Source organism: Gordonia sp. PDNC005 (assembly GCF_016919385.1).
Taxonomy (GTDB): domain Bacteria; phylum Actinomycetota; class Actinomycetes; order Mycobacteriales; family Mycobacteriaceae; genus Gordonia.
This window is the reverse complement of the sequence record NZ_CP070351.1, coordinates 2,470,730-2,491,517: the sequence shown is the minus strand read 5'-3', so window position 1 is coordinate 2,491,517 and position 20,788 is coordinate 2,470,730. Positions and strand designations below refer to the sequence as shown.

20 protein-coding genes are annotated in these 20,788 nt (G+C 66.7%); 13 read left to right on the top strand and 7 right to left on the bottom strand.

Features of this window, described 5'->3' with window-relative positions; all coding sequences use genetic code 11:
• The first annotated feature begins 59 nt into the window (after positions 1 to 59).
• From gatC to JVX90_RS20575, 3 genes are all read left to right on the top strand, one after another.
• Complete coding sequence (gene gatC, locus JVX90_RS11780; protein WP_205328959.1) at positions 60 to 374, top strand: Asp-tRNA(Asn)/Glu-tRNA(Gln) amidotransferase subunit GatC; 315 nt, start codon at positions 60 to 62, stop codon at positions 372 to 374.
• Positions 371 to 1,870, top strand: a complete 1,500-nt coding sequence (gene gatA / locus JVX90_RS11775) for an Asp-tRNA(Asn)/Glu-tRNA(Gln) amidotransferase subunit GatA (RefSeq protein WP_205328958.1) — start codon at positions 371 to 373, stop codon at positions 1,868 to 1,870. Before gatC ends, gatA begins: the two co-directional genes overlap by 4 nt.
• A 324-nt stretch (positions 1,871 to 2,194) precedes the next feature.
• On the top strand, positions 2,195 to 2,683 hold the full coding sequence (locus JVX90_RS20575; RefSeq protein WP_240193873.1) for a hypothetical protein: 489 nt from the start codon (positions 2,195 to 2,197) through the stop codon (positions 2,681 to 2,683).
• A 347-nt stretch (positions 2,684 to 3,030) separates the two neighbouring features.
• Here the strand turns inward: JVX90_RS20575 and JVX90_RS11765 are convergent, their stop codons facing one another.
• Complete coding sequence (locus JVX90_RS11765; RefSeq protein ID WP_205328957.1) at positions 3,031 to 3,639, bottom strand: hypothetical protein; 609 nt, start codon at positions 3,637 to 3,639, stop codon at positions 3,031 to 3,033.
• Positions 3,640 to 3,805: 166 nt separating this feature from the next.
• On the opposite strand from JVX90_RS11765, the gene JVX90_RS11760 reads away from it, so the two are divergent.
• From JVX90_RS11760 to JVX90_RS11750, 3 genes are all read left to right on the top strand, one after another.
• Positions 3,806 to 5,053 (top strand): sensor histidine kinase, encoded by a 1,248-nt coding sequence (locus JVX90_RS11760; protein WP_205328956.1) that lies wholly within the window; start codon positions 3,806 to 3,808, stop codon positions 5,051 to 5,053.
• A gap of 10 nt (positions 5,054 to 5,063) precedes the next feature.
• Positions 5,064 to 5,705: a response regulator transcription factor gene (locus JVX90_RS11755; RefSeq protein ID WP_205328955.1), complete on the top strand. Its 642-nt coding sequence runs from the start codon at positions 5,064 to 5,066 to the stop codon at positions 5,703 to 5,705.
• A gap of 94 nt (positions 5,706 to 5,799) precedes the next feature.
• Positions 5,800 to 6,831: a 6-phosphofructokinase gene (locus JVX90_RS11750; RefSeq protein ID WP_205328954.1), complete on the top strand. Its 1,032-nt coding sequence runs from the start codon at positions 5,800 to 5,802 to the stop codon at positions 6,829 to 6,831.
• Between the two features lie 147 nt (positions 6,832 to 6,978).
• Here the strand turns inward: JVX90_RS11750 and JVX90_RS11745 are convergent, their stop codons facing one another.
• Complete coding sequence (locus JVX90_RS11745; RefSeq protein ID WP_205328953.1) at positions 6,979 to 7,488, bottom strand: MarR family transcriptional regulator; 510 nt, start codon at positions 7,486 to 7,488, stop codon at positions 6,979 to 6,981.
• Positions 7,489 to 7,557: 69 nt separating this feature from the next.
• On the opposite strand from JVX90_RS11745, the gene JVX90_RS11740 reads away from it, so the two are divergent.
• Positions 7,558 to 7,953, top strand: a complete 396-nt coding sequence (locus tag JVX90_RS11740; RefSeq protein ID WP_205328952.1) for a hypothetical protein — start codon at positions 7,558 to 7,560, stop codon at positions 7,951 to 7,953.
• Here JVX90_RS11740 and JVX90_RS11735 read toward each other — a convergent pair.
• Complete coding sequence (locus JVX90_RS11735; protein ID WP_205328951.1) at positions 7,937 to 8,167, bottom strand: PspC domain-containing protein; 231 nt, start codon at positions 8,165 to 8,167, stop codon at positions 7,937 to 7,939. The genes JVX90_RS11740 and JVX90_RS11735 overlap by 17 nt on opposite strands.
• A 132-nt stretch (positions 8,168 to 8,299) precedes the next feature.
• Here JVX90_RS11735 and gatB point away from each other — a divergent pair, with 132 nt between their 5' ends.
• Positions 8,300 to 9,808 carry an Asp-tRNA(Asn)/Glu-tRNA(Gln) amidotransferase subunit GatB gene (gene gatB / locus JVX90_RS11730; protein WP_205328950.1) on the top strand — a complete coding sequence of 503 codons (1,509 nt, stop codon included), beginning with the start codon at positions 8,300 to 8,302 and terminating at the stop codon, positions 9,806 to 9,808.
• A 74-nt stretch (positions 9,809 to 9,882) separates the two neighbouring features.
• Here the strand turns inward: gatB and JVX90_RS11725 are convergent, their stop codons facing one another.
• Positions 9,883 to 11,019: a PQQ-dependent sugar dehydrogenase gene (locus JVX90_RS11725; RefSeq protein WP_205328949.1), complete on the bottom strand. Its 1,137-nt coding sequence runs from the start codon at positions 11,017 to 11,019 to the stop codon at positions 9,883 to 9,885.
• A gap of 85 nt (positions 11,020 to 11,104) precedes the next feature.
• Between JVX90_RS11725 and JVX90_RS11720 the strand changes: the two genes are divergently transcribed.
• A complete protein-coding gene (locus JVX90_RS11720) occupies positions 11,105 to 12,220 on the top strand; it encodes a DoxX family protein (protein WP_205328948.1) in 1,116 nt (371 codons plus the stop codon).
• A 54-nt stretch (positions 12,221 to 12,274) separates the two neighbouring features.
• On the opposite strand, the gene ilvD is transcribed toward JVX90_RS11720, so the two are convergent.
• The 3 genes from ilvD to JVX90_RS11705 all read right to left on the bottom strand — a co-directional run bounded on the left by ilvD (position 12,275) and on the right by JVX90_RS11705 (position 16,249).
• Entirely contained in the window at positions 12,275 to 14,119 is a 1,845-nt protein-coding gene (ilvD, locus tag JVX90_RS11715; RefSeq protein WP_205328947.1) for a dihydroxy-acid dehydratase, read from the bottom strand.
• 327 nt (positions 14,120 to 14,446) lie between these two features.
• Positions 14,447 to 15,781, bottom strand: a complete 1,335-nt coding sequence (gene mgtE / locus JVX90_RS11710) for a magnesium transporter (RefSeq protein WP_205328946.1) — start codon at positions 15,779 to 15,781, stop codon at positions 14,447 to 14,449.
• Positions 15,782 to 15,826: 45 nt separating this feature from the next.
• Positions 15,827 to 16,249: a PH domain-containing protein gene (locus tag JVX90_RS11705; RefSeq protein WP_205328945.1), complete on the bottom strand. Its 423-nt coding sequence runs from the start codon at positions 16,247 to 16,249 to the stop codon at positions 15,827 to 15,829.
• 296 nt (positions 16,250 to 16,545) lie between these two features.
• Between JVX90_RS11705 and JVX90_RS11700 the strand changes: the two genes are divergently transcribed.
• From JVX90_RS11700 to JVX90_RS11685, 4 genes are all read left to right on the top strand, one after another.
• On the top strand, positions 16,546 to 18,432 hold the full coding sequence (locus JVX90_RS11700; RefSeq protein ID WP_205328944.1) for an acetolactate synthase large subunit: 1,887 nt from the start codon (positions 16,546 to 16,548) through the stop codon (positions 18,430 to 18,432).
• Positions 18,429 to 18,932, top strand: coding sequence for an acetolactate synthase small subunit (gene ilvN, locus JVX90_RS11695; protein ID WP_008378105.1), 504 nt, complete (start codon positions 18,429 to 18,431; stop codon positions 18,930 to 18,932). Before JVX90_RS11700 ends, ilvN begins: the two co-directional genes overlap by 4 nt.
• A gap of 64 nt (positions 18,933 to 18,996) precedes the next feature.
• On the top strand, positions 18,997 to 19,998 hold the full coding sequence (ilvC, locus tag JVX90_RS11690; RefSeq protein WP_205332397.1) for a ketol-acid reductoisomerase: 1,002 nt from the start codon (positions 18,997 to 18,999) through the stop codon (positions 19,996 to 19,998).
• 126 nt (positions 19,999 to 20,124) lie between these two features.
• Positions 20,125 to 20,565: an SRPBCC family protein gene (locus JVX90_RS11685; protein WP_205328943.1), complete on the top strand. Its 441-nt coding sequence runs from the start codon at positions 20,125 to 20,127 to the stop codon at positions 20,563 to 20,565.
• Positions 20,566 to 20,788: the final 223 nt, after the last annotated feature.

The following is a 20,788-nucleotide window of genomic DNA, read 5'->3' as shown; positions in this document are numbered from 1 at the left end:
CATCTGCGTCTACCCCCCTGCGTCCACCCATCTGGGCCGTAGGCGAGAAAGGTCCGGCGATGTCATCCGAACCTGAGTCCGCAATCAGCCGCGACGAGGTCGCGCACCTGGCGCGTCTGTCGCGCTTGGCGCTCACCGACGCCGAGCTCGACCAGTACGCCGGGCAGCTGAACTCGATCCTCACGCACGTCGCACAGGTAGCCGAAGTCGCCGCCGACGACGTTCCGCCTACGGCGCATCCCGCCGACCTGCAGAATGTGCTCCGCCCCGACGTCGTCTCGCCGTCGCTCACGCCCGAGCAGGCGCTGTCGGGAGCACCCGCCGTCGAACAGGATCGTTTCGCCGTCCCGCAGATCCTCGGGGAGGAACAGTGACCGAGACCACCACCCGAACAGCAGGCGAGATCACCGGGCTGACCGCCGCGGAGCTCGCAGGCAAGATCGCCGCACGTGAACTGTCGTCCGTCGAGGTGACACAGGCGCACCTGGATCGCATCGCCGAGATCGATGGGGAGCTCGGCGCGTTCCTGCACGTCGGCGCCGCAGAGGCGCTCGACGCTGCGAAGGCTGCCGACGCCGCGATCGCCGCGGGCGAGGCGCCCAGTGCGCTCGCAGGCGTCCCGATCGCGCTCAAGGACGTGTTCACCACCGTCGACGCCCCGACCACCTGCGGTTCGAAGATCCTCGAGGGATGGGTTTCGCCGTACGACGCGACGCTCACCCAACGACTGCGCGCTGCGGGCATCCCGATCCTCGGCAAGACCAACATGGACGAGTTCGCGATGGGATCGTCCACCGAGAACTCCGCTTACCAGGTGACGCGCAACCCGTGGGACGTCGACCGGATCCCCGGCGGTTCCGGCGGCGGCAGCGCGGCGGCGCTCGCGTCGTTCCAGGCGCCGCTGGCGATCGGCACCGACACCGGCGGCTCCATCCGGCAACCCGCCGCGGTCACGGCGACCGTCGGTGTGAAGCCGACCTACGGCACGGTGTCGCGCTACGGTCTCGTGGCATGCGCGTCGTCGCTCGACCAGGGTGGACCGTGTGGCCGCACCGTGCTCGACACGGCCATGCTGCACGAGGTGATCGCCGGACACGACCCGCGTGACTCCACGTCGATCGACGTCCCGGTGCCCGACGTGGTCGGCGCGGCTCGGGCCGGCGCGGCCGGAGATCTGAACGGCGTCCGTATCGGCGTCGTCAAGCAGTTGCAGGGGGAGGGCTACCAGGCGGGTGTCCTCGAGTCGTTCCAGCAGGCGTGTGCCACGCTGACCTCGCTCGGCGCGACCATCGTCGAGGTGGACTGCCCGAACTTCTCCTACGCGCTCGGCGCCTACTACCTGATCCTGCCGTCGGAGGTCTCGAGCAACCTCGCGCGTTTCGACGCGATGCGGTACGGCCTGCGGGTCGGCGACGACGGCACACACAGCGCCGACGAGGTCATGGCGCTCACGCGCGCGGCGGGCTTCGGTCCCGAGGTGAAGCGCCGCATCATGATCGGCACATATGCGCTGAGCTCGGGGTACTACGACGCCTACTACGGCCAGGCTCAGAAGGTCCGCACCCTCATCGCGCAGGACTTCGCCAAGGCCTACGCCGACGTCGACGTCCTGATCTCCCCGACCACACCCACCACAGCGTTCAAACTTGGGGAGAAGGTCGACGACCCGCTCGCGATGTACCTGTTCGACTTGTGCACCCTGCCGGTCAACCTGGCGGGGACCGCCGCCATGTCGGTGCCGTCGGGCACGGCCTCCGACGGTGGCGCAGTGCTTCCGGTGGGCCTGCAGATCATGGCGCCCGCGCTGGCCGACGACCGGCTGTACCGTGTCGGTGCGGCCTACGAAGCCGCACGAGGTCCGATCGTCTGACATCCGCGCGGGAGCTCGCCGACGGCGAGACCCTGCTCGATCCCGTAATGGTGTCCGGTGCCGACCGGGCCGTCGAGTGAGACGGCCAGATCGAGAGCGGTCCCGATGAGGGACAGCCCGGGAACCCAGGGCAGCTGCTGTCGTGGCGCCCCGACCGTCGTCGTTCCGTCGGCGTTGTCGGGGGGCGTGCCACGTCAGTGACGTGTCGAAGTCGGCGACCGGGTCGGTGGCATTCACCAGCACCACCCTCGGCTCACATGCGGGGAGAGACTCGATCGTCCCCGCAGGCGGACCGGACAGAACCGTCCCGTCGATCGCGACCGCATGGTCCTCGGCCCACGCCCGCGCGGCGTCTGCGCCGACCGCGCCGAGACTTTGGCCGAACAGGTAGACGTCGGGTCGGTCCGGCGAGGTGCTGATCCGGCGATCGAGTGCACGCACGACGGCGATCGCACTGTCGCTCGCGGCGGCAGGCGACCGAACGTAGGCCTGCCACGACGGGACGTCGGAGTATTGCATCGCCAGGAATGCGACGTCGTCGTCGAAATGACGGCGGAAGCCTTCGACCGCGCTGGCGTCGACCCACCCCGACCCGGTCGGGACGATCACCACGACCGCGTCGGTGCGCGGCTTCTGCGCCCACTCATCGACGAGCGCCCGCGCTCTGGCGTCGACATCGGACGTCGAGTCGAGCACGGAGTAGCTCAACGCGGGATCAGCCGGAACATCGGGGGCGGCGGCGCGCGCCTGGGCTGCGGGGCCGGCGACGAGCGCGGTCAGCAGAGCGCCGACCGCCCACACCCGACCGGGTAGCGATACGAGCGCCAGACCGACGGTCAGCGGCACGCCCGCTGTTGCGGCGACCCACACGGGACCGGGCGTCGGGACACCGACGCTGTCGGCGACACGGGTCTGCCACCACAGCGCACCGACGATCGCCGCGGCCGCCGCCACGGTCACCGCCGACACGAGTTCGGACGATGCGACCCGGCGCCTGCCCAGGCGGGCCCCGACGGCTCCGAGGCCCATCCCGAGCAGCATCAAGACGGTGCCGACCACCGCCGACACCATCGCCGCACGGGGCAGCTGGCCGGGTGCGAGCGAGAGCGCCCAACCGATCAGACCGCCGAGTAGGGCGGCGGACGAGATTCGCGGCGCGCTCATCGTCGACCCGCCAGTGATTCGGTGACACGCAGGGCCGCCGACGCGGCCATGTCGCCCGCGGACTCCGGAACCGGGGCCGACCAGTGTTGTCTCCACGAGTTCGCATCGAGTCCGACTCCGGCGAGACTCGCGGCGGCATCGCACATCGGGTTGCTGCATGACCGGTGCATGGCGTCGACGAGCATCTCGTCGAGCGCGAGCCGCGCCCACGGTGCGGCAGGTCTCCCCGTCCGATCGCCGTAGCGGAGCAGGTCGTATCCGAAGTCGTGACTTCGACACAGCGGCTCGAATCGGTCAGGCATCGGGACGGGCGACGAACAGTCGCCCGTGGTGTTGACCGGTCTGCCGTCCTCGACGCCCGGTCGGTAGCCCATTACTGCGGGGAAGTCGGAGGGGAGTGCAGTCAGTGCCTGCTCCGGGTGATCACCGACCAGCGCAGCGATCGTCTTCTCGGCTGGGTTCGTGATCGGCCCGATCGTGGTCGGCGCGCCCGATGCGGCGGCCGCCGCAGCTGTCGTGCCGAGGACCAGGGTGGCGAACACGGCGATCGTGGATGCGGCGACGACACGACGGGCAACAGCGCGGAGAGTGAGGTTCTCGGTCATGACGTCAACGTTCTCGGGCCCGGGCACCAGGCCGGATCGCCCGCGAAAGCGATTGTGGGGCCCTACGTTTCGGGCAGGGCACGGTGATCTCTCACCCTGCGGGCGGAGTCGGATCTCCCTCTCGTGGGGGAGGTGTCCGACGTGTTCGCCGATCTACGGTTGACGGGTGAAACGTCTGACCCGTACCCGATCCGCGTTGAACCGCGTGTCGTTCGACGCCGTGCCCGATCCCGCGGTCCGGCACTACCTGAACAACCGGTGGAACTGGTTGGGCATGCTGCTCGCCGTGATCATGACGTCGATCACCTGGCCGACCGTCGCCCAGACTCATCAGATAGCGGCGTACTTGCTTCCCGCGTTCGCGATCGCGGCGTGTGCGCCGCTGGCGTTGATGTTCGCCGGCCCGAAAGCAGTGCGGACCGGTTGGGCGATGGTGACGGTGACGGCCGCTGCGACGAGCCTGATTCCGCGTTCCGCCGACGTCATTCCGATGCCGGTGTCGATGTTCCTGGTATTGCTCGCGATGACGTTCGCAGCATTGCTGACACAGAACCTCGACCGGATCCCGGTCCTCACCGTGATCACAGCGGGTGCGTTCTTCGTCGGACTGGGCCCCGACATGCGCATCGGATGGATCTTCGCTTTGTTCGTCGTCGCCATCGGGACGTCGTTCGTGAGGTATCGAGTGACGTCGCAGAAGGTGATCTCGGAGCAGGTCAGTGCCACCGAGCACGCACAGGCGAGGGAGGCGGTGCTCGCCGAGCGGACCCGGATCGCCCGCGAGCTGCACGACGTGGTCGCACACCGGATGTCGATGGTCGTCGTGATGTCGCAGACCGCGAAGTACCGGCTGGCGGCCGCCGACCCGGCGGAGACGATCGGCCCCGGCGCCGACGCCGAGTTCACCGCGATCGCCGAGGCGGCGCGTCAGTCGCTCGACGAGGTCCGTCAGTTGCTCGGTGTTCTCCGGCCTTCTGATACCGATGCGGACGGCGGCACGGGTTCTGCCGACCTGAGTCCGATGCAGGGCGTGGGCGACCTGCCCGACCTGATCGACTCTGTTCGAGCGGCAGGCGTGACTGTCGACTTCGCCGACCGCCTCGACGAATGGAACGACCCGGGGGCCGCGGGCGCCGCCGTCTACCGCATCGTGCAGGAGTCGCTGACGAACGCCGCTCGTCATGCGCCCGGCGCGGCCATCGTCGTCCGACTCGACCGGGACGGCGACTCCGTCGTGGTCTCGACGGTCAACGGGCCGAGCGCCGACCCCGATCACACGATCCGTCCGGGTGGCGGTCAGGGGCTGATCGGGATGAACGAACGGGCGTCGGCCGTCGGTGGCGGGTTGTCCTCAGGTCCCACCCCAGACGGTGGATTCGCCGTCACCGCTCGTATCCCGCTGTCGACTCGATAGGGTCTATCGAGTGTCAGTGACTGTGGTGATCGCCGACGATCAGGCGATGGTCCGTGCCGGTTTCGCCGCGCTCTTGAACGCCGCCCCCGACATCTCAGTGCTCGGGGACGCCGAAGACGGGATCGCGGCCGTTGAGATCTGCAAACGCCTCCAGCCCGACATTGTGCTGATGGACGTCCGAATGCCGCGCCGCGACGGTCTGTGGGCCGCGGAGCAGATCATCGCGAGCGGATCGTCGACCAAGGTGTTGATGCTGACCACGTTTGACATCGACGACTACGTGTACTCCGCGCTGCGGATCGGGGCCTCCGGATTCATGCTCAAGGACGCACCGGCCGACGAGCTGGTCCGTGCGGTCCGCGTAGTCGCGGCGGGCGACGCCCTGCTCGCGCCGTCGGTCACGCGGCGCCTCATCGCCGAGGTCACCTCTCGGGCGGCGAAGCCGGTGACGACTGCCGTCGACGTGCTCACTCCGCGCGAGCGGGAGGTGCTCGAGACGGTCGCCGACGGCAAGTCGAATGCGGAGATCGCCGTCGACCTGTTCGTCTCCGAACAGACGGTGAAGACCCACGTGAGCAATGTGCTCGCCAAACTCGGCCTGCGGGATCGAGCCCAAGCGGTGGTCTTCGCGTACGAGAACGGACTCAAGTAGGCCGTCCGCCCGACTCTGCGCCGCGAAAAGTGTTGTCATTGAACTCATCAGCGGTGCGGTCCACGCGCCGCCGCGACACGAGAGGACTCCCGGCATGGGGCGTTTCGGCATCCTGACCTCCGGCGGCGACTGCCCAGGACTCAACGCGGTGATCCGCGGAACGGTTCTTCAGGGAGAGACGCTGCACGATCAGGAGTTCGTCGGGTATCTGCGCGGCTACCGAGGTCTCGTCTACGGCGATGTCATGCCGCTCGATCGCTCCGTGGTCCGCGGTATCTCGTCACAGGGCGGAACGATTCTGGGGACCAGTCGATTCGGTCCCTACACCGAACCCGACGGAACTCCGGACAACATCAAGGCCCACATGCGCAGGCTCGGCGTCGACGGTCTGATCGCGATCGGCGGAGACGGCACGATGGCCGCCGCGAATCGCTTGTATGAGGACGGGATCCCCGTCGTCGGCGTGCCGAAGACCATCGACAACGATCTCGAGGCCACGGACTACACCTTCGGTTTCAACACCGCCGTCGAGATCGCGACCGAAGCCGTCGATCGGCTGCGGACCACCGGCAACTCTCACAAGCGCTGCATGGTCCTCGAAGTGATGGGTCGGCACGCCGGATGGATCGCGATGTACGCCGGTACTGCGGGCGGCGCGCACGCGATCCTGATTCCGGAACAGCCGGAGAACCTCGATCAGATCTGCGAGTGGGTGCAGAGCGTTCGACTGCGTGGACGGTCTCCGATGGTGGTCGTCGCCGAAGGCTTCACCCTGCCGGATATGGACGAGGCGCACTCGCACAAGGGGATGGACGGCTTCAACCGTCCGCGACTCGGCGGGATCGGTGAGATCCTCGCACCGCTCATCGAGGAGAAGACCGGCATCGAGACCCGGGCGACCGTGCTCGGGCACATCCAGCGCGGTGGCGTGCCGTCCGCGTGGGACCGTGTTCTCGGCACCCGTTTCGGTCAGGCAGTCAGCGACATGGTGGCCGATCAGGCCTGGGGCCAGATGGTTGCGCTGCGCGGCATGGACATCGAACGGGTCCCGTTCTCCGAAGCGGTCGGCCATACCAAGAACGTCCCTCTCGACCAGTACCGGGGCGCCCGCGCGATCTTCGGGTGAATTCCGAGTTCATGCCTCGTTCTCTGTTCCTTGCGCGACCTCGCCCCTGCTCCTTGAGCGAGCTTGCGAGTCGAAGGTCTCACGTCCAGGCCTTTCGACTCGCTCCGCTCGCTCAAGGGGCAGGGGACTACAGCGGCCTCGCCTGCTTCACAGTGAGGACTCTGCGAGGTCTCCGGGCGGCGCCTCCCACGAAGTCTGATCGATCAGCTCCCACAGCGCGGCTCGGCAGTCGGCGAGTCGGTCTGCGCCGATGACATCGGCGAAGCGGTCGTCGAGCCGGTCGGCTATCTCTTGTGCCCGTAGAGCCGCGGTTCTGCCTCGCTCGGTGAACGACACGAGGTAGGCGCGGGCGTCTGCCGGGTCGCGGGTGAGACTGACGAGACCCATCGACTCGAGTTCGCGGACGATCGGCCCCACTGTCTGCTTGGTCGTTCCTAGCCTGCGAGCCGTGTCCGTCACGCTGAGCGGTGAATCGGCGATCGCTGCGAACACGCGGAGATGGACCGCCCGCACGTCGGGGTGTCCCGACGCGGCGAGTTCGGTCAACACACGATCGCTGACCAGTGCGGCCAGCCGACGGCTGAGTGCGCCGATGCGCGACGTCGGACCGACGCCGCTGTCGGCTATCGAAGTCGCAGTGTCGGTGATCTCCTTCATCTTTGCAATGTTAGTCAGGTAACCTTACGATTCATTTCGACAGGCAACCTGACTGATTGGACTCGGCTTATGGCGACGACCCGACTGCCCGCGGGCGACGTGCGACTTCCGTGGATGGTGGGCACGGCTCTGCTCGCCGTCTCCGGCGTGACCCACGTCGTCCAACTCGCGTTCTACAGCGGAGTCGCATTCGGCGCCGCAGCATTCGGCGTCTTGTACTTCGCGTTGGCGGTGGCGCAGTTCGCGCGACCTCTTGCCGCCGGGCTCACTTGGGTCTGCGTGGTCGCGCCGACGATCGGCGGCGTTCTCGGAGTGCTCCGATTCGTGCACGCGCAGCCCAACCCGTTCAGTGTGGTGCACGTGATCATGGACCTGATCCTCGTCCCATGCTTCGCCTTCTGCCTCGTGCGCGTGGTCAGAAATGCACCCGAGCGCACGGATGCGCCGATCAATCCTGCGGGATGATCAGCCACAGCAGGAGGTAGAGCAGCACCTGTGGGCCGGGGAGGATGATCGACGCGACGAACGCGACGCGCACCCACGTCGAGTCGACACCGAAGTACTCGGCGATGCCGCCCGCGACCCCGCCCATCCACTTGTCGGTCCGCGACCGGCGCAGTCGTTTCGGTGCGGCCGGCGCCGCAGGTCCGGGATCGAAGGGCGGAGTCTGGTCGGTCATTGCGAATCCTCTCGTGGGTGGCTTCGGTCGCGGCGGAGTGAATGCCCCGATCCATGCCTCCACGCTAGGGTCGCGGCGGAATACGGGCATCGGGACAATCCCCGAGATCGACCCCCAGATACGATGGACGGCATGAGTGCGGCTACCCACGAACTGATGGACTACGACGACGTCATCGCGGCGTTCGACCCGGTCATGGGCATGGAGGTGCACGTCGAGCTCGGCACCGCGACCAAGATGTTCTGCGGCTGCCCGACGACGTTCGGCGGCGACCCCAACGCGCAGGTCTGCCCGTCGTGTCTCGCGCTGCCGGGTGCACTTCCGGTCGCGAACGCGACGGCGATCGCGTCGGCGGTCAAGATAGGTCTGGCTCTGAACTGTTCGATCCGCGAATCGAGCGTCTTCGCGCGAAAGAACTACTTCTACCCGGACCAGCCGAAGAACTACCAGATCAGCCAGTACGACGAGCCGATCGCCTACGACGGTCACCTCGACGTCGTCCTGACCGACGGCACCACCTGGCGTGTGGAGATCGAACGCGCGCACATGGAGGAGGACACCGGGAAATCGCTGCACATCGGCGGCAGCACCGGACGCATCCACGGCGCGAGTCACTCGCTGCTCGACTACAACCGTGCAGGTGTGCCGCTCGTCGAGATCGTCACGCGTCCGATCGAAGGCGCCGGAGAACGTGCACCGGAAGTCGCCCGCGCATATGTGACCGCGCTGCGCGACCTGCTGTCCTCGCTCGACGTGTCCGATGTCCGCATGGACCAGGGGTCGATGCGGTGCGACGTCAACTTGTCGCTGATGGCGAAGGGCGCGACGGAGTTCGGCACTCGTACCGAGACGAAGAACGTCAACTCGCTCAAGAGCGTCGAGACCGCCGTGCGCTTCGAGATGCAGCGCCAAGCCGTTGTCCTCACGAACGGTGGTGAGGTGATCCAGGAGACGCGACACTTCCACGAGGCCGACGGAACCACGTCCGCAGGTCGTCGCAAGGAGACCGCCGAGGACTACCGGTACTTCCCCGAGCCCGACCTGCCGCCGGTGATCGCCGACCCGGAATGGGTCGAGTCGATCCGCGCGACGCTGCCGGAACTGCCGTGGATCCGCCGCGCCCGCATTCAGGAGGAGTGGGGAGTCTCGGACGAGGTGATGCGTGACCTGGTCAACGTCGGCGCAGTCGACTTGATCATCGCGACCACTGAGGCCGGTGCGTCGTCCGACGCCGCGCGCAGCTGGTGGGTGTCGTTCCTCGCACAGCAGGCGAACACTCGGAACACCGAGCTCTCCGACTTGTCGATCACCCCGACGCAGGTCGCCGAGGTCATCGGTCTCGTCGACGAGGGCAAGCTCACGAACAAGCTGGCTCAGCAGGTCGTCACCGCGGTCCTCGACGGCGAAGGCGAGCCCAAACAGATCGTGGCTGATCGAGGCCTCGAAGTGGTCCGGGACGACTCGGCACTGCAGAAGGCCGTCGATGAGGCGCTCGTCGCCAACCCCGACATCGCTGACAAGATCCGAAGCGGCAAGGTCCAAGCCGCGGGCAAGATCGTCGGAGACGTCATGAAGGCGACCCGCGGTCAGGCCGACCCGGCTCGCGTCAAGGAACTCGTCCTCGCCGCCTGCGGCGCCTGACCGAAGCGTCCCCCTAGAGTCCAGATCGCCGTCAAACCTGGAGCGGCGTGTCACACAGGCACACGCGACAGCAGCTAGGTGCGGTCCTCGCCGCCGGCCTTCGGCATGTTGATGGCCACCCGGTCGTCGGTGCCGACCGGCTTGGACCCGGGCACGGTCTTGTTGATCGTCGCCAACTGGAACGCTCCACCGAACGTGGTGAGACGTCCAACGGCTCCGTACGTCTTCGACATGTCTTCCGTCGACGGTTCGGCGACCGTCGGAGTTGCGCTCGACGGCTTGGTGAACACGTCGATGCGCTTCTTGGATGCGACGGACACGGCGATCCAGGTGGTGCCGGTCGCGCAGCCGGTCACGCCGGGGCGGTCCGCCCACGTCCACAGCGTCTTCAACGACTTCTGGCTCACGAGCGACAATCGGTCACCCGCTGCGCCGCTGTCTGCGACGAACAGCCGACCGTCGGAAGCGTCACGGCACAACGCGACGTTGGACCCCAGCCCAGACGCCTCGATTTCCGGGCGGGCACCCGGCCTGTTCGGATCGATGGTCAGGATCTTTCCGGCCAGCGACGACGGGTTCTTCGCGTCGGACGGGCTTCCCGCGTCACCGGTCGCGATTGTCAATTCAGTGGGTGAGGTGAACGTGATCGACCCGAGATTGCCGGTCGCACCCTTCGGGATCCCGGTGAGGATCGGCTTGACCGAACCGGTCGGCGCGATCCGGACCACTCGGTTGTCCGACGCCGTGGTGATCAACGCGTAGATCATCTGGTCTTGCATCCACGTCGGGGACATCTCGAAATCGATCAGACCGCCGTCGCCTGATGCGTCGACGTCGACCGTGGCCACGGCTCGCTGCGGGCCATACCGCTTGGACAGGATGACCTTTCCGGTGGTGCGCTCGGCGACATATGTGGTCTGACCTTGTGCGTCGGCAGGTCTGAGCCCGGACGTCGATGCGAGACACGTGGCGATCACCGAGGGATTCGGGTCGATGCACGGACCGGTCGGCGGCGGTCCCTCGTCGGTCGGCCTGCTCGGAGCAGGAGGTGCGTCGGGTCGATACACCCCGGTCGGCACCGAACTGAACGTCCCTTCGTCGGCCGTCGTCTCCTGATCGGAGAAGCTTGCGCATCCGGACGCCGCCGTCGCGACGACGAGTGCGACGGCCACGGCTGCGGTGCGCCGCGAGAGGGGAGAGGGCAGCGACATGCCGTCCACCCTAAACGATCGTTACCAAATCGTCGGGTGCCGCTCAGCCGGTACTCAACCACCTGCGCATACCCTCGGATGTGTGATGAGTTCCAACGACAGCGATTCGACGAGCGGTGGCCCGTCGCCGCGCCGCCCACGTCGACCGCAGCCAGACCGTGACAACTTCTTCGAACAGCACGGCAGGCGACCGGCACCGGAACCGCAGCCCCTCGACGACGGCGCAGTGGAGGCTCCGAGCGTCATTGACGCACCCGACGGCTCACCCGTCAATGACGCAGCCGACACGAGTGCCGTCGAGAAGGCGGCGTCGCCGGCCGACGACACCGACACTTCCGTCATCGAGAAGGTGACCGACGACGTGGACGAGCCCACCGACGCCACCACCCGTCTTCCGATCAGCGACGTGGCAGTGACCTCCTCGGACGAACCGGTCCGGACCGAACCGTTCGTCGACGTCGACGACGATGTTCGGCCTCGTTCCGAACGGCACACCGCCGAGCACCTGACGCAGGATCCGCTGCCGTACATCGAACCGATGCCGACCACTCCCATCGAGGTGCCGGAGTATCAGACCGAGCCGTTCGAACCCGAGCCCGAAGCCGGTGCAACGCCGGTTGTGGTCGCCGCGGAGCCCGTTCCGGCGCGTCGAGGCACGCTCGACCTCGGACTGTTGATCCTTCGCCTCGCCGTCGGCGGCATCTTCACCGTCCACGGACTGCAGAAGCTGACGGGCTGGATGAACGGACCCGGGCCCGACGGGTTCTCGACCTTCCTGCAGAACGTTCCGGACCCGAGCATCGGCTTCGACCCCGATGTCACCAAGTGGCTCGCTCTCGTCGGAGGAGTCAGTGAGACGGCCGGCGGGATCCTGCTGATCCTCGGCCTGCTGACTCCGATAGCCGGGTCGGCGGTGCTCGGCAGCATCCTGGTCGCCATGACCTACAAGGCGACACTCGCGGGAGGCGTGTGGTTCTTCGCAGGTGACGGAGGCGGCAGTGGGCTCGAATTCGAGATCATGCTCGCCGCGGCGGCCGCGGCCCTGATCCTCACCGGGCCGGGCCTGTACGCGTTTGATCGTCGATGGGGTTGGGCTCGACGTCCCGCGTGGGGATCGGCGGCCTGGCTGGTGATCGGCATCGGTGCCGCTATCGCCGTCTGGATCGTCTTCAACGGAACGAACCCGCTGGTCAAGAACTGACGACTGAGGCCCTCCAGGAATCGCTGGAGGGCCTCAATCATCGAGAATCAGGTGTCAGTCGACGACGCGGACGGCTCCCTTGTCGGCCGACGTCGCAAGCTTGGCGTAGGCGCGCAGGGCCTGGGTGACCGGGCGTTGGCGGTCCTTCGGCTGCCACGGGCGCTCGGAGGCCTCCATCTTGGCGCGACGCTCGGCGAGCGTCTCGTCGTCGAGGAGCACCTTGAGCGTGCGTGTCTTGACGTCGATGAGGATCTCGTCGCCGTTCTCGACCAATCCGATGTCGCCGCCTGCGGCAGCCTCGGGGGACGCGTGGCCGATGACCAGGCCGGACGAGCCGCCGGAGAAGCGGCCGTCGGTGACCAGGCCGCACTTCTTCCCCATGCCGGTGCCCTTCATGAAGGCAGTCGGGTGCAGCATCTCCTGCATGCCGGGTCCGCCGGCGGGCCCCTCGTAGCGGATCACGAGGACTTCGCCCGCCTGCAGTTCCTTCGACAGGATCGCGTGGACCGCGTCCTCCTGGCTTTCGACGACACGCGCCGGGCCCTGGAAGTGCCACAGCGCCTCGTCGACGCCCGCTGTCTTGAGGATGGCGCCGTCCTGCGCGATGTTGCCGTGGAGCACTGCGAGGCCGCCCTCGACGGTGTAGGCGTGCTCCTTATCCCGGATGCAGCCGTCGGCGGCGTCCGTGTCGAGCGATTCCCAGCGGTTGGACGTCGAGAACGGCTCGGTCGTGCGGACTCCGCCGGGCGCGGCGTGGAACAGTTCGATGGCGGTGTCGGTGGCGGTGCCGCTGCGGATGTCCCAGTCGGCGAGGTACGCCTCGAGCGACGGTGCATGGACCGGACGGACGTTCCTGTTCAGCAGGCCCGCTCGGTTGAGCTCACCGAGGATCGCGGGGATTCCGCCCGCTCGGTGAACGTGCTCCATGTAGTAGTTGGGCGAGTTCGGTGCGACCTTCGCCAGACACGGGACGTTGCGTGAGATGCGGTCGATGTCGTGCAGGTCGAACGAGACCTCACCCTCCTGTGCGGCCGCCAGGATGTGCAGGACGGTGTTGGTCGATCCGCCCATCGCGACGTCGAGCGCCATGGCGTTCTCGAACGCCTCACGGGTGGCGACCGAGCGGGGGAGGACCGACTCGTCGTCGTCCTGGTAGTACTTCGTGGCGATGTCGACGATCAGCTCACCTGCACGCGTGAACAGGTCACGACGTGCGGTCTGGGTGGCCAGCGTCGACCCGTTGCCGGGCAGCGAGAGGCCCAGGGCTTCGGTGAGGCAGTTCATCGAGTTGGCGGTGAACATGCCCGAACAGGATCCACAGGTCGGGCATGCCGATCGCTCAACCTCGAGGAGCTCCTGATCGTTGACGTTGCTGTCGGCGGACGCGACGATCGCGTCGATCAGGTCGGTGCCGGGGCGGACCACGCCGTTGATGACGACCGACGTTCCGGCTTCCATCGGACCGCCGGAGACGAACACCGTCGGGATGTTCAGGCGCATCGCGGCGTTGAGCATGCCGGGTGTGATCTTGTCGCAGTTCGAGATGCAGACGAGGGCGTCGGCAGTGTGCGCGTTGACCATGTACTCGACGGAGTCGGCGATGATCTCGCGGCTCGGGAGTGAGTACAGCATGCCGCCGTGTCCCATCGCGATGCCGTCGTCGACGGCGATCGTGTGGAACTCCTTCGCCACGCCGCCCGCGCCGACGATGGCCTCGGCGACGATCTCGCCGACGTTCTTGAGGTGCACGTGGCCCGGCACGAACTGCGTGTACGAGTTGGCGATGGCGACGATCGGCTTACCGAAGTCGTCGTCGGTCATTCCGGTGGCGCGCCACAGCGCGCGTGCTCCGGCTGCTTCGCGGCCGACCGTGGTGGTCCGAGACCGAAGGGCTGGCATGAGTTCCTCGCTACAAATCGCTGAATAGTTGTCCATACCCCGGCCGGGCTGACGGCCGAGGACTGTCCTTCTACTTTACGCGCGTGGCCTGCTGGTTATTCCTGCCGTGTTCTACACGGGGAGCTTGTGTCAAGTGCTTGACACAATCGGATGAGTGTTGAGCACTTTGTATCAATGTATCGATACGCATGGTCGGTGCTGAATCCCCGACCGCAGCAGCAGCTCATCTCTTCGCGAAGAGGCAGTGGGACCAGGGGCAACGCGCCACCCCGAGCCGGTGGCGACGTGCTCGCCGACGCACTCAGCTGACGGGAGGACCGCCCCGAGTCAGATCCCGAGAACAGTCTTCGCGATCGTGAAGTAGATCAGCAGACCGGTGGCGTCGCAGAACGTCGAGATGAACGGTGTCGAGAACACTGCCGGATCGACTCGGATGGTCTTGGCCACCAGCGGCATGATGCCGCCGACGGTCGCCGCGACGACACAGATCGACACGATCGTCGTACCGATCACCACGCCGATCTCGGTGTCGTAGGCGATCGACGCCACGGCGAAGCCGACGAGTCCGAGCGCCGCGCCCATCGTCACGCCGACTCGTGCCTCCTTGGCGGCCACGCGCGCGACATCTCGTGCTCGGACCTCGTCCATGGCCAGAGCCCTGGTCACCGTGGTGGCTGCCTGCGATCCGGTGTTGCCGCCGATGCCCGTGAGCAACGGAATGAACAGAGCGAGCGCGACCTTCTGCTCCAACGTCCCCTCGAAGACCTCCAGGACATTGACGGTCAGGATCGCCGAGACCGCGAGGACGAACAGCCATACCACCCGAGCGCGGGTGATCGTGAAGACCGACGACTGCAGGTAGGGGGTCTTCAACATCTCGTGGGCACCGGCACGGGCAGCGTCCTCGTCCCTGGCGGCGGCCACGACATCCGCGGCGTCGTCCAGGGTCAGCATTCCGACCAGCCGGTCCTCGCTGTCGACCACGGGCATCGCGGGGAGGCTGAGGTCGACGCAGCGTCGTGCGGCGACTTCGGCGGACGCCGTCGCGACGCTGTACACAGGGGGCCGTCGGTGGTTCTCGACGGTACCCGTGGGGTCGCTGAGAAGAAGATCTCGGAGACTCACGACGCCGAGCAGGCGGCGCTCGTGATCGACCACCGGGATCGTGTAGATGGTCTCGGCGTCATGACCGCGATCGATGACGCGCGCCAGCGCGACCTGCACCGAGTCGTCGCCGTAGACATGGACGAACTCAGGACTCATCCGCCGACCGACCGAGTTCCGACCGTAGCCGAGGACAACCGCAGTCGATTCGCGCTCGGCGTCCGACAAGGTTCGGATCAGACGTTTCGCCACCGTCGCGGGCAGCTCGTCGAGGAGTTCCGCGCGGTCGTCGGGGTCGAGATTGTCGAACGCCTCGGCTACTTCCGACGTTCCGAGGGTCTCGATGAGTCGGGCCTGCGTGTTCGACGACATGTCGTCGAACACCGCCACTGCATCGTCCTTCGGGAGCAGTCGGAAGGCGATGGTGCCGCGTCGAGTGTCGAGACCGTCGAGGACGGACGCCGCTTCCTGCGGAGCCATCTGCGCGAGTTCGTGGGCGGCGTCGGTGAGACGGCCGGCGTCCACGAGATCTTCGATGTCGCGGGTGGTCACGGACATGGCAGACCTCGCTTCGGTTGGTGGAGTGCGGGCGCGACGCCCGGGTCAGGATTGGTCGGAGGCTGCTCGTCGGGCGTCCCGCTCGGCGGCGAACGGATCGGGGACCCGGCCGTCGCTGGCCGCGGACAGGACGGGCATGTCGGCGAATCCGACAGCGGGGAGTCGCACCTCGCGCCCGTCTGTGGTCACCGCCCGCACCGATCCCCATTTCGGGAATCGGAGGCCCGCCACGTCCTCCCAGGAGAGCGTCGTGGTCCCGAACGTGCCGACGGCGACGATGCCGTCGGAGTCGACGTGAGTGCGCAGGTGGTGGATCCACCATGCGAGGGCGAACGGGATCACGGCCCCGAATGCGAACCACACGGATCCGCCGATCAGGATCACCACCACGAAGACGGCGACGGGGACGACCGCGTACGCGAGTCGCGAGATCTTGAAGTCGAAGGACGAGTCGGTCACGGCGACCATTGTTCCACGTCGCCCAATAGCGGACCGGAGCCGGTCGCGGGCGGATTTGACTACATCTGCGGCACTGCTCTACGTTGTTCGTGTGATGGATCAGAAGATTCTCGTAGTAGTACTCGGTCGGCGCGTCAACGCCTGATCGGTCACTTCGTAGACCCTTCCGAAACACCAACGACGCGCCCCTCGACCAGCACCCGCTGTCGGGGGTTTTTTCTTGTCAGGACCCGGTGACCATCGCGTCGCCGACCTGGGCGAGAGTGTCGGACACATTACTGGCACACGAGGATGAGGAACGTGCAGTGAGTAATTCAACAGCACACGGTTCGCCGCGGCCGCAGTCGCCGTCGACAGAATCCATGCGATCGGGCGGCGCGAGCGTCGCACCCGAGCGTGTCACCGGCGCACAGTCGGTGGTCCGCACGCTCGAAGAGCTCGGCGTCGAAGTGGTCTTCGGCATTCCGGGCGGTGCAGTCCTTCCGGTGTACGACCCGCTCCTCGACTCGACCAAGGTCCGTCACGTCCTGGTTCGCCACGAGCAGGGCGCAGGCCACGCCGCGACCGGGTACGCCCAGGTCGCGGGCAAGGCCGGCGTCATGATGGCGACGTCGGGCCCGGGTGCGACGAACCTCGTCACCCCGCTCGCCGACGCGCAGATGGACTCGGTTCCGGTTGTCGCGATCACCGGCCAGGTCGGTCGTGCACTCATCGGCACCGACGGCTTCCAGGAAGCCGACATCTCCGGGATCACCATGCCGATCACCAAGCACAACTTCCTGGTGAGCTCGGCAGCAGACATCCCCCGCACGATCGCCGAGGCGTTCTACATCGCCGAGAGCGGTCGCCCGGGCGCCGTCCTCGTCGACATCCCGAAGGACATCCTGCAGGCGCAGACCACCTTCTCGTGGCCGCCGCAGTTCGACCTGCCCGGCTACCGTCCGGTCACGCGTCCGCACGGCAAGCAGATTCGGGAGGCCGCCCGTCTCATCCAGCAGTCGTCCAAGCCGGTCCTCTACGTCGGTGGCGGTGTCATCAAGGCAGAGGCGTCGGCCGAGCTGATGGAGCTCGCCGAACTGACGGGAATCCCCGTCGTCACCACGCTGATGGCGCGCGGCGCGTTCCCGGACAGCCACACCCAGCACATGGGCATGCCCGGCATGCACGGCACCGTCGGCGCCGTCGCGGCTCTGCAGCGCAGCGACCTGCTGATCACGCTCGGCGCCCGCTTCGACGACCGCGTGACCGGCCAGCTCGACTCGTTCGCACCCGACGCGAAGGTCATCCACGCCGACATCGACCCGGCGGAGATCGGCAAGAACCGCGACGTCGACGTGCCGATCGTCGGTGACGCGCAGGCTGTCATCGTCGACCTGATCGAGGCGCTTCGCGCCGAGCGCGCCACCGGTGGAACCAGCCCCGACCTGACCGCGTGGTGGGCGTACCTGGACGACATCCGGGCGCGTTTCCCGCTCAGCTACGACGGTCAGTCCGACGGCTCTCTGTCTCCCGAGTTCGTCATCTCCGAACTCGGCAAGGCGGCAGGACCCGACGCCGTGTACGTCGCGGGTGTCGGCCAGCACCAGATGTGGGCCGCGCAGTTCGTCAAGTACGAGAAGCCGCGCACCTGGCTCAACTCGGGTGGACTCGGCACCATGGGCTACTCCGTCCCGGCCGCGATGGGCGCCAAGGCCGCCGCACCGGAGAAGGAAGTCTGGGCCATCGACGGTGACGGCTGCTTCCAGATGACCAACCAGGAGCTTGCGACCTGCGCCATCGAAGGCATCCCGATCAAGGTCGCCCTGATCAACAACGGCAACCTCGGCATGGTCCGCCAGTGGCAGACGCTGTTCTACGACCAGCGGTACTCGAACACCGACCTGGCGACGCATTCGCGGATGATCCCCGACTTCGTCAAGCTCGGCGAAGCGCTCGGTTGTGTCGCGATCCGCGTCGAGCGTGAAGAGGACGTCGCACCGGCGATCGCCAAGGCACGCGAGATCAACGACCGTCCCGTCGTCATCGACTTCATCGTCGGTAAGGACGCACAGGTCTGGCCGATGGTCGCTGCAGGCACCGGCAACGACGAGATCATGGCGGCCCGGGACATCCGCCCGCTGTTCGACGACGACGAGTCGGCCGCAGGCCCCGTCGAGATCCACGAAGTCATGAACGGGAAGGATTCGCTGTGAGCACCACCCATACGCTGAGCGTTCTGGTCGAGGACCGTCCGGGCGTGCTCGCACGCGTCTCCGGTCTCTTCTCGCGTCGCGGCTTCAACATCGAGTCGCTGGCCGTCGGCCCGACCGAACTCAAGGGCATCTCGCGCATGACCATCATGGTCACCGTCGACGACTTCCCCCTCGAACAAGTGACGAAGCAGCTCAACAAGCTGATCAACGTCATCAAGATCGTCGAGCAGGAACCGACGAACTCGGTCTCCCGCGAACTGATGATGATCAAGGTCCGCACCGATGCCACCAACCGAGGTGAGATCATCGACGTGGTCAATCTGTTCCGCGCCAAGGTCATCGACGTGTCACCGGAATCGGTCACCGTCGAGGCCACCGGAACGTCCGAGAAGCTCGAAGCGCTCCTGAGGATGCTGGACCCGTACGGCATCCGCGAGATCGCGCAGTCGGGCGGCGTGACACTCGGACGTGGACCCAAGAGCATGTCCGCGAACCGCTAGCGCGACAATTGCAAGCAACACCTCCTAATAACCATCTTTGAAGGGAATCACTGTGGCAGTCGAGATGTTCTACGACGACGACGCAGATCTGTCGATCATCCAGGGCCGCAAGGTCGCCGTCATCGGCTACGGCAGCCAGGGCCACGCCCACTCGCTGTCGCTCCGCGACTCGGGCGTCGACGTCGTCCTCGGCCTCCGTGAGGGCTCCGCCTCGCGCGCCAAGGCAGAGGAGCAGGGCCTGAAGGTCCTCACCGCCGCCGAGGCATCCGCCTGGGCCGACGTCATCATGGTCCTCGCACCCGACACCAGCCAGGCGTCGATCTTCACCAACGACATCGAGCCGAACCTCAAGGCCGGCGACGCGCTGTTCTTCGGCCACGGCCTGAACATCCACTTCGACCTGATCAAGCCGCAGGCCGACGTGACCGTCGCCATGGTCGCGCCGAAGGGCCCGGGTCACCTGGTCCGTCGCCAGTTCGTCGACGGCAAGGGCGTGCCCTGCCTGATCGCCGTCGACCAGGACCCGACCGGCGAAGGCCAGGCCCTCGCACTCAGCTACGCCTCCGCCATCGGCGGCGGCCGCGCGGGCATCATCAAGACCACGTTCAAGGAAGAGACCGAGACCGACCTCTTCGGCGAGCAGGCCGTCCTCTGCGGTGGCACCGAGGAACTGGTCAAGACCGGTTTCGAGGTCATGGTCGAGGCCGGTTACGCACCGGAGATGGCCTACTTCGAGGTCCTGCACGAGCTCAAGCTCATCGTCGACCTCATGTACGAGGGCGGCATCGCCCGCATGAACTACTCGGTGTCGGACACCGCTGAGTTCGGCGGCTACCTGTCGGGCCCGCGTGTCATCGACGCCGACACCAAGGAGCGCATGAAGGCGATCCTGGCCGACATCCAGTCGGGTGAGTTCACCCGTCGTCTCGTCGCCAACGTCGAGAACGGCAACACCGAGCTCGAGGGTCTGCGCAAGGCGAACGCCGAGCACCCGATCGAGGTCACCGGCAAGAAGCTCCGCGATTTGATGAGCTGGGTCGACCGCCCGATCACCGAGACCGCCTGAGTCTGATCGTCCAGCACGGCCCCGCATCCTTCGTGGATGCGGGGCCGTCTGCTGTTCGGGGCATCGTCAAAGAACTCGAAGGACGACGCTACGATGACTCGTCACCTACTCCACGAGGGAAGTGTTATGAGCGAAGTCCGGCACGAAGCAGTCACCACCGCACCGCGCGAGAAACTGTTCGCCTACGTCGACGACTACAAGAACGTCCCCGAGTACATGCTCGGCATCACCAGCTTCGAGCCGACCACCGACATCGTCCAGGGCAAGGGCTCAGTGTTCGCCGCCGCGTTGAAGGTGGGGCCTAAGGAGCTCAAGTCGACCGTCGAATGCACCGAGTGGGTCGAGAACGAGCTGATCAAGCTGGAATCGGTGAAGGGCTTCGGGGCCAACACGGAGTGGGCGTTCCGGGACGGCGACGAGCCCGGCACGACAGTGTTGAGCGTCGTCTTCGACTTCACGCTCCCCGGCGGCCTCGCAGGCAAGGTGCTCGGCGGCCTCATCGGCCCGTTCGCCGACCAGGCGATCAAGCACATCGAATCCAAGATCAGGACGGCTGTCGAGGCGTGATCTGCGCCCGTGTAGGGCACCCGCGGCACTCGACGACAAACGAGGCATGCATGCATGCCTCGTTTGTCATTGAATACCGCGTTTGACGTTGTCGTCTCCCGCTGGATCCTCGCGGTCGGTGCAGCGGCACCGTACGGATACGGATTTGCCGGAGGATCGCGGTACGACACGAGCCCAACGTAGACCGTGCCATCGGTCCATGGCATTGTGGTCTACGCAACAT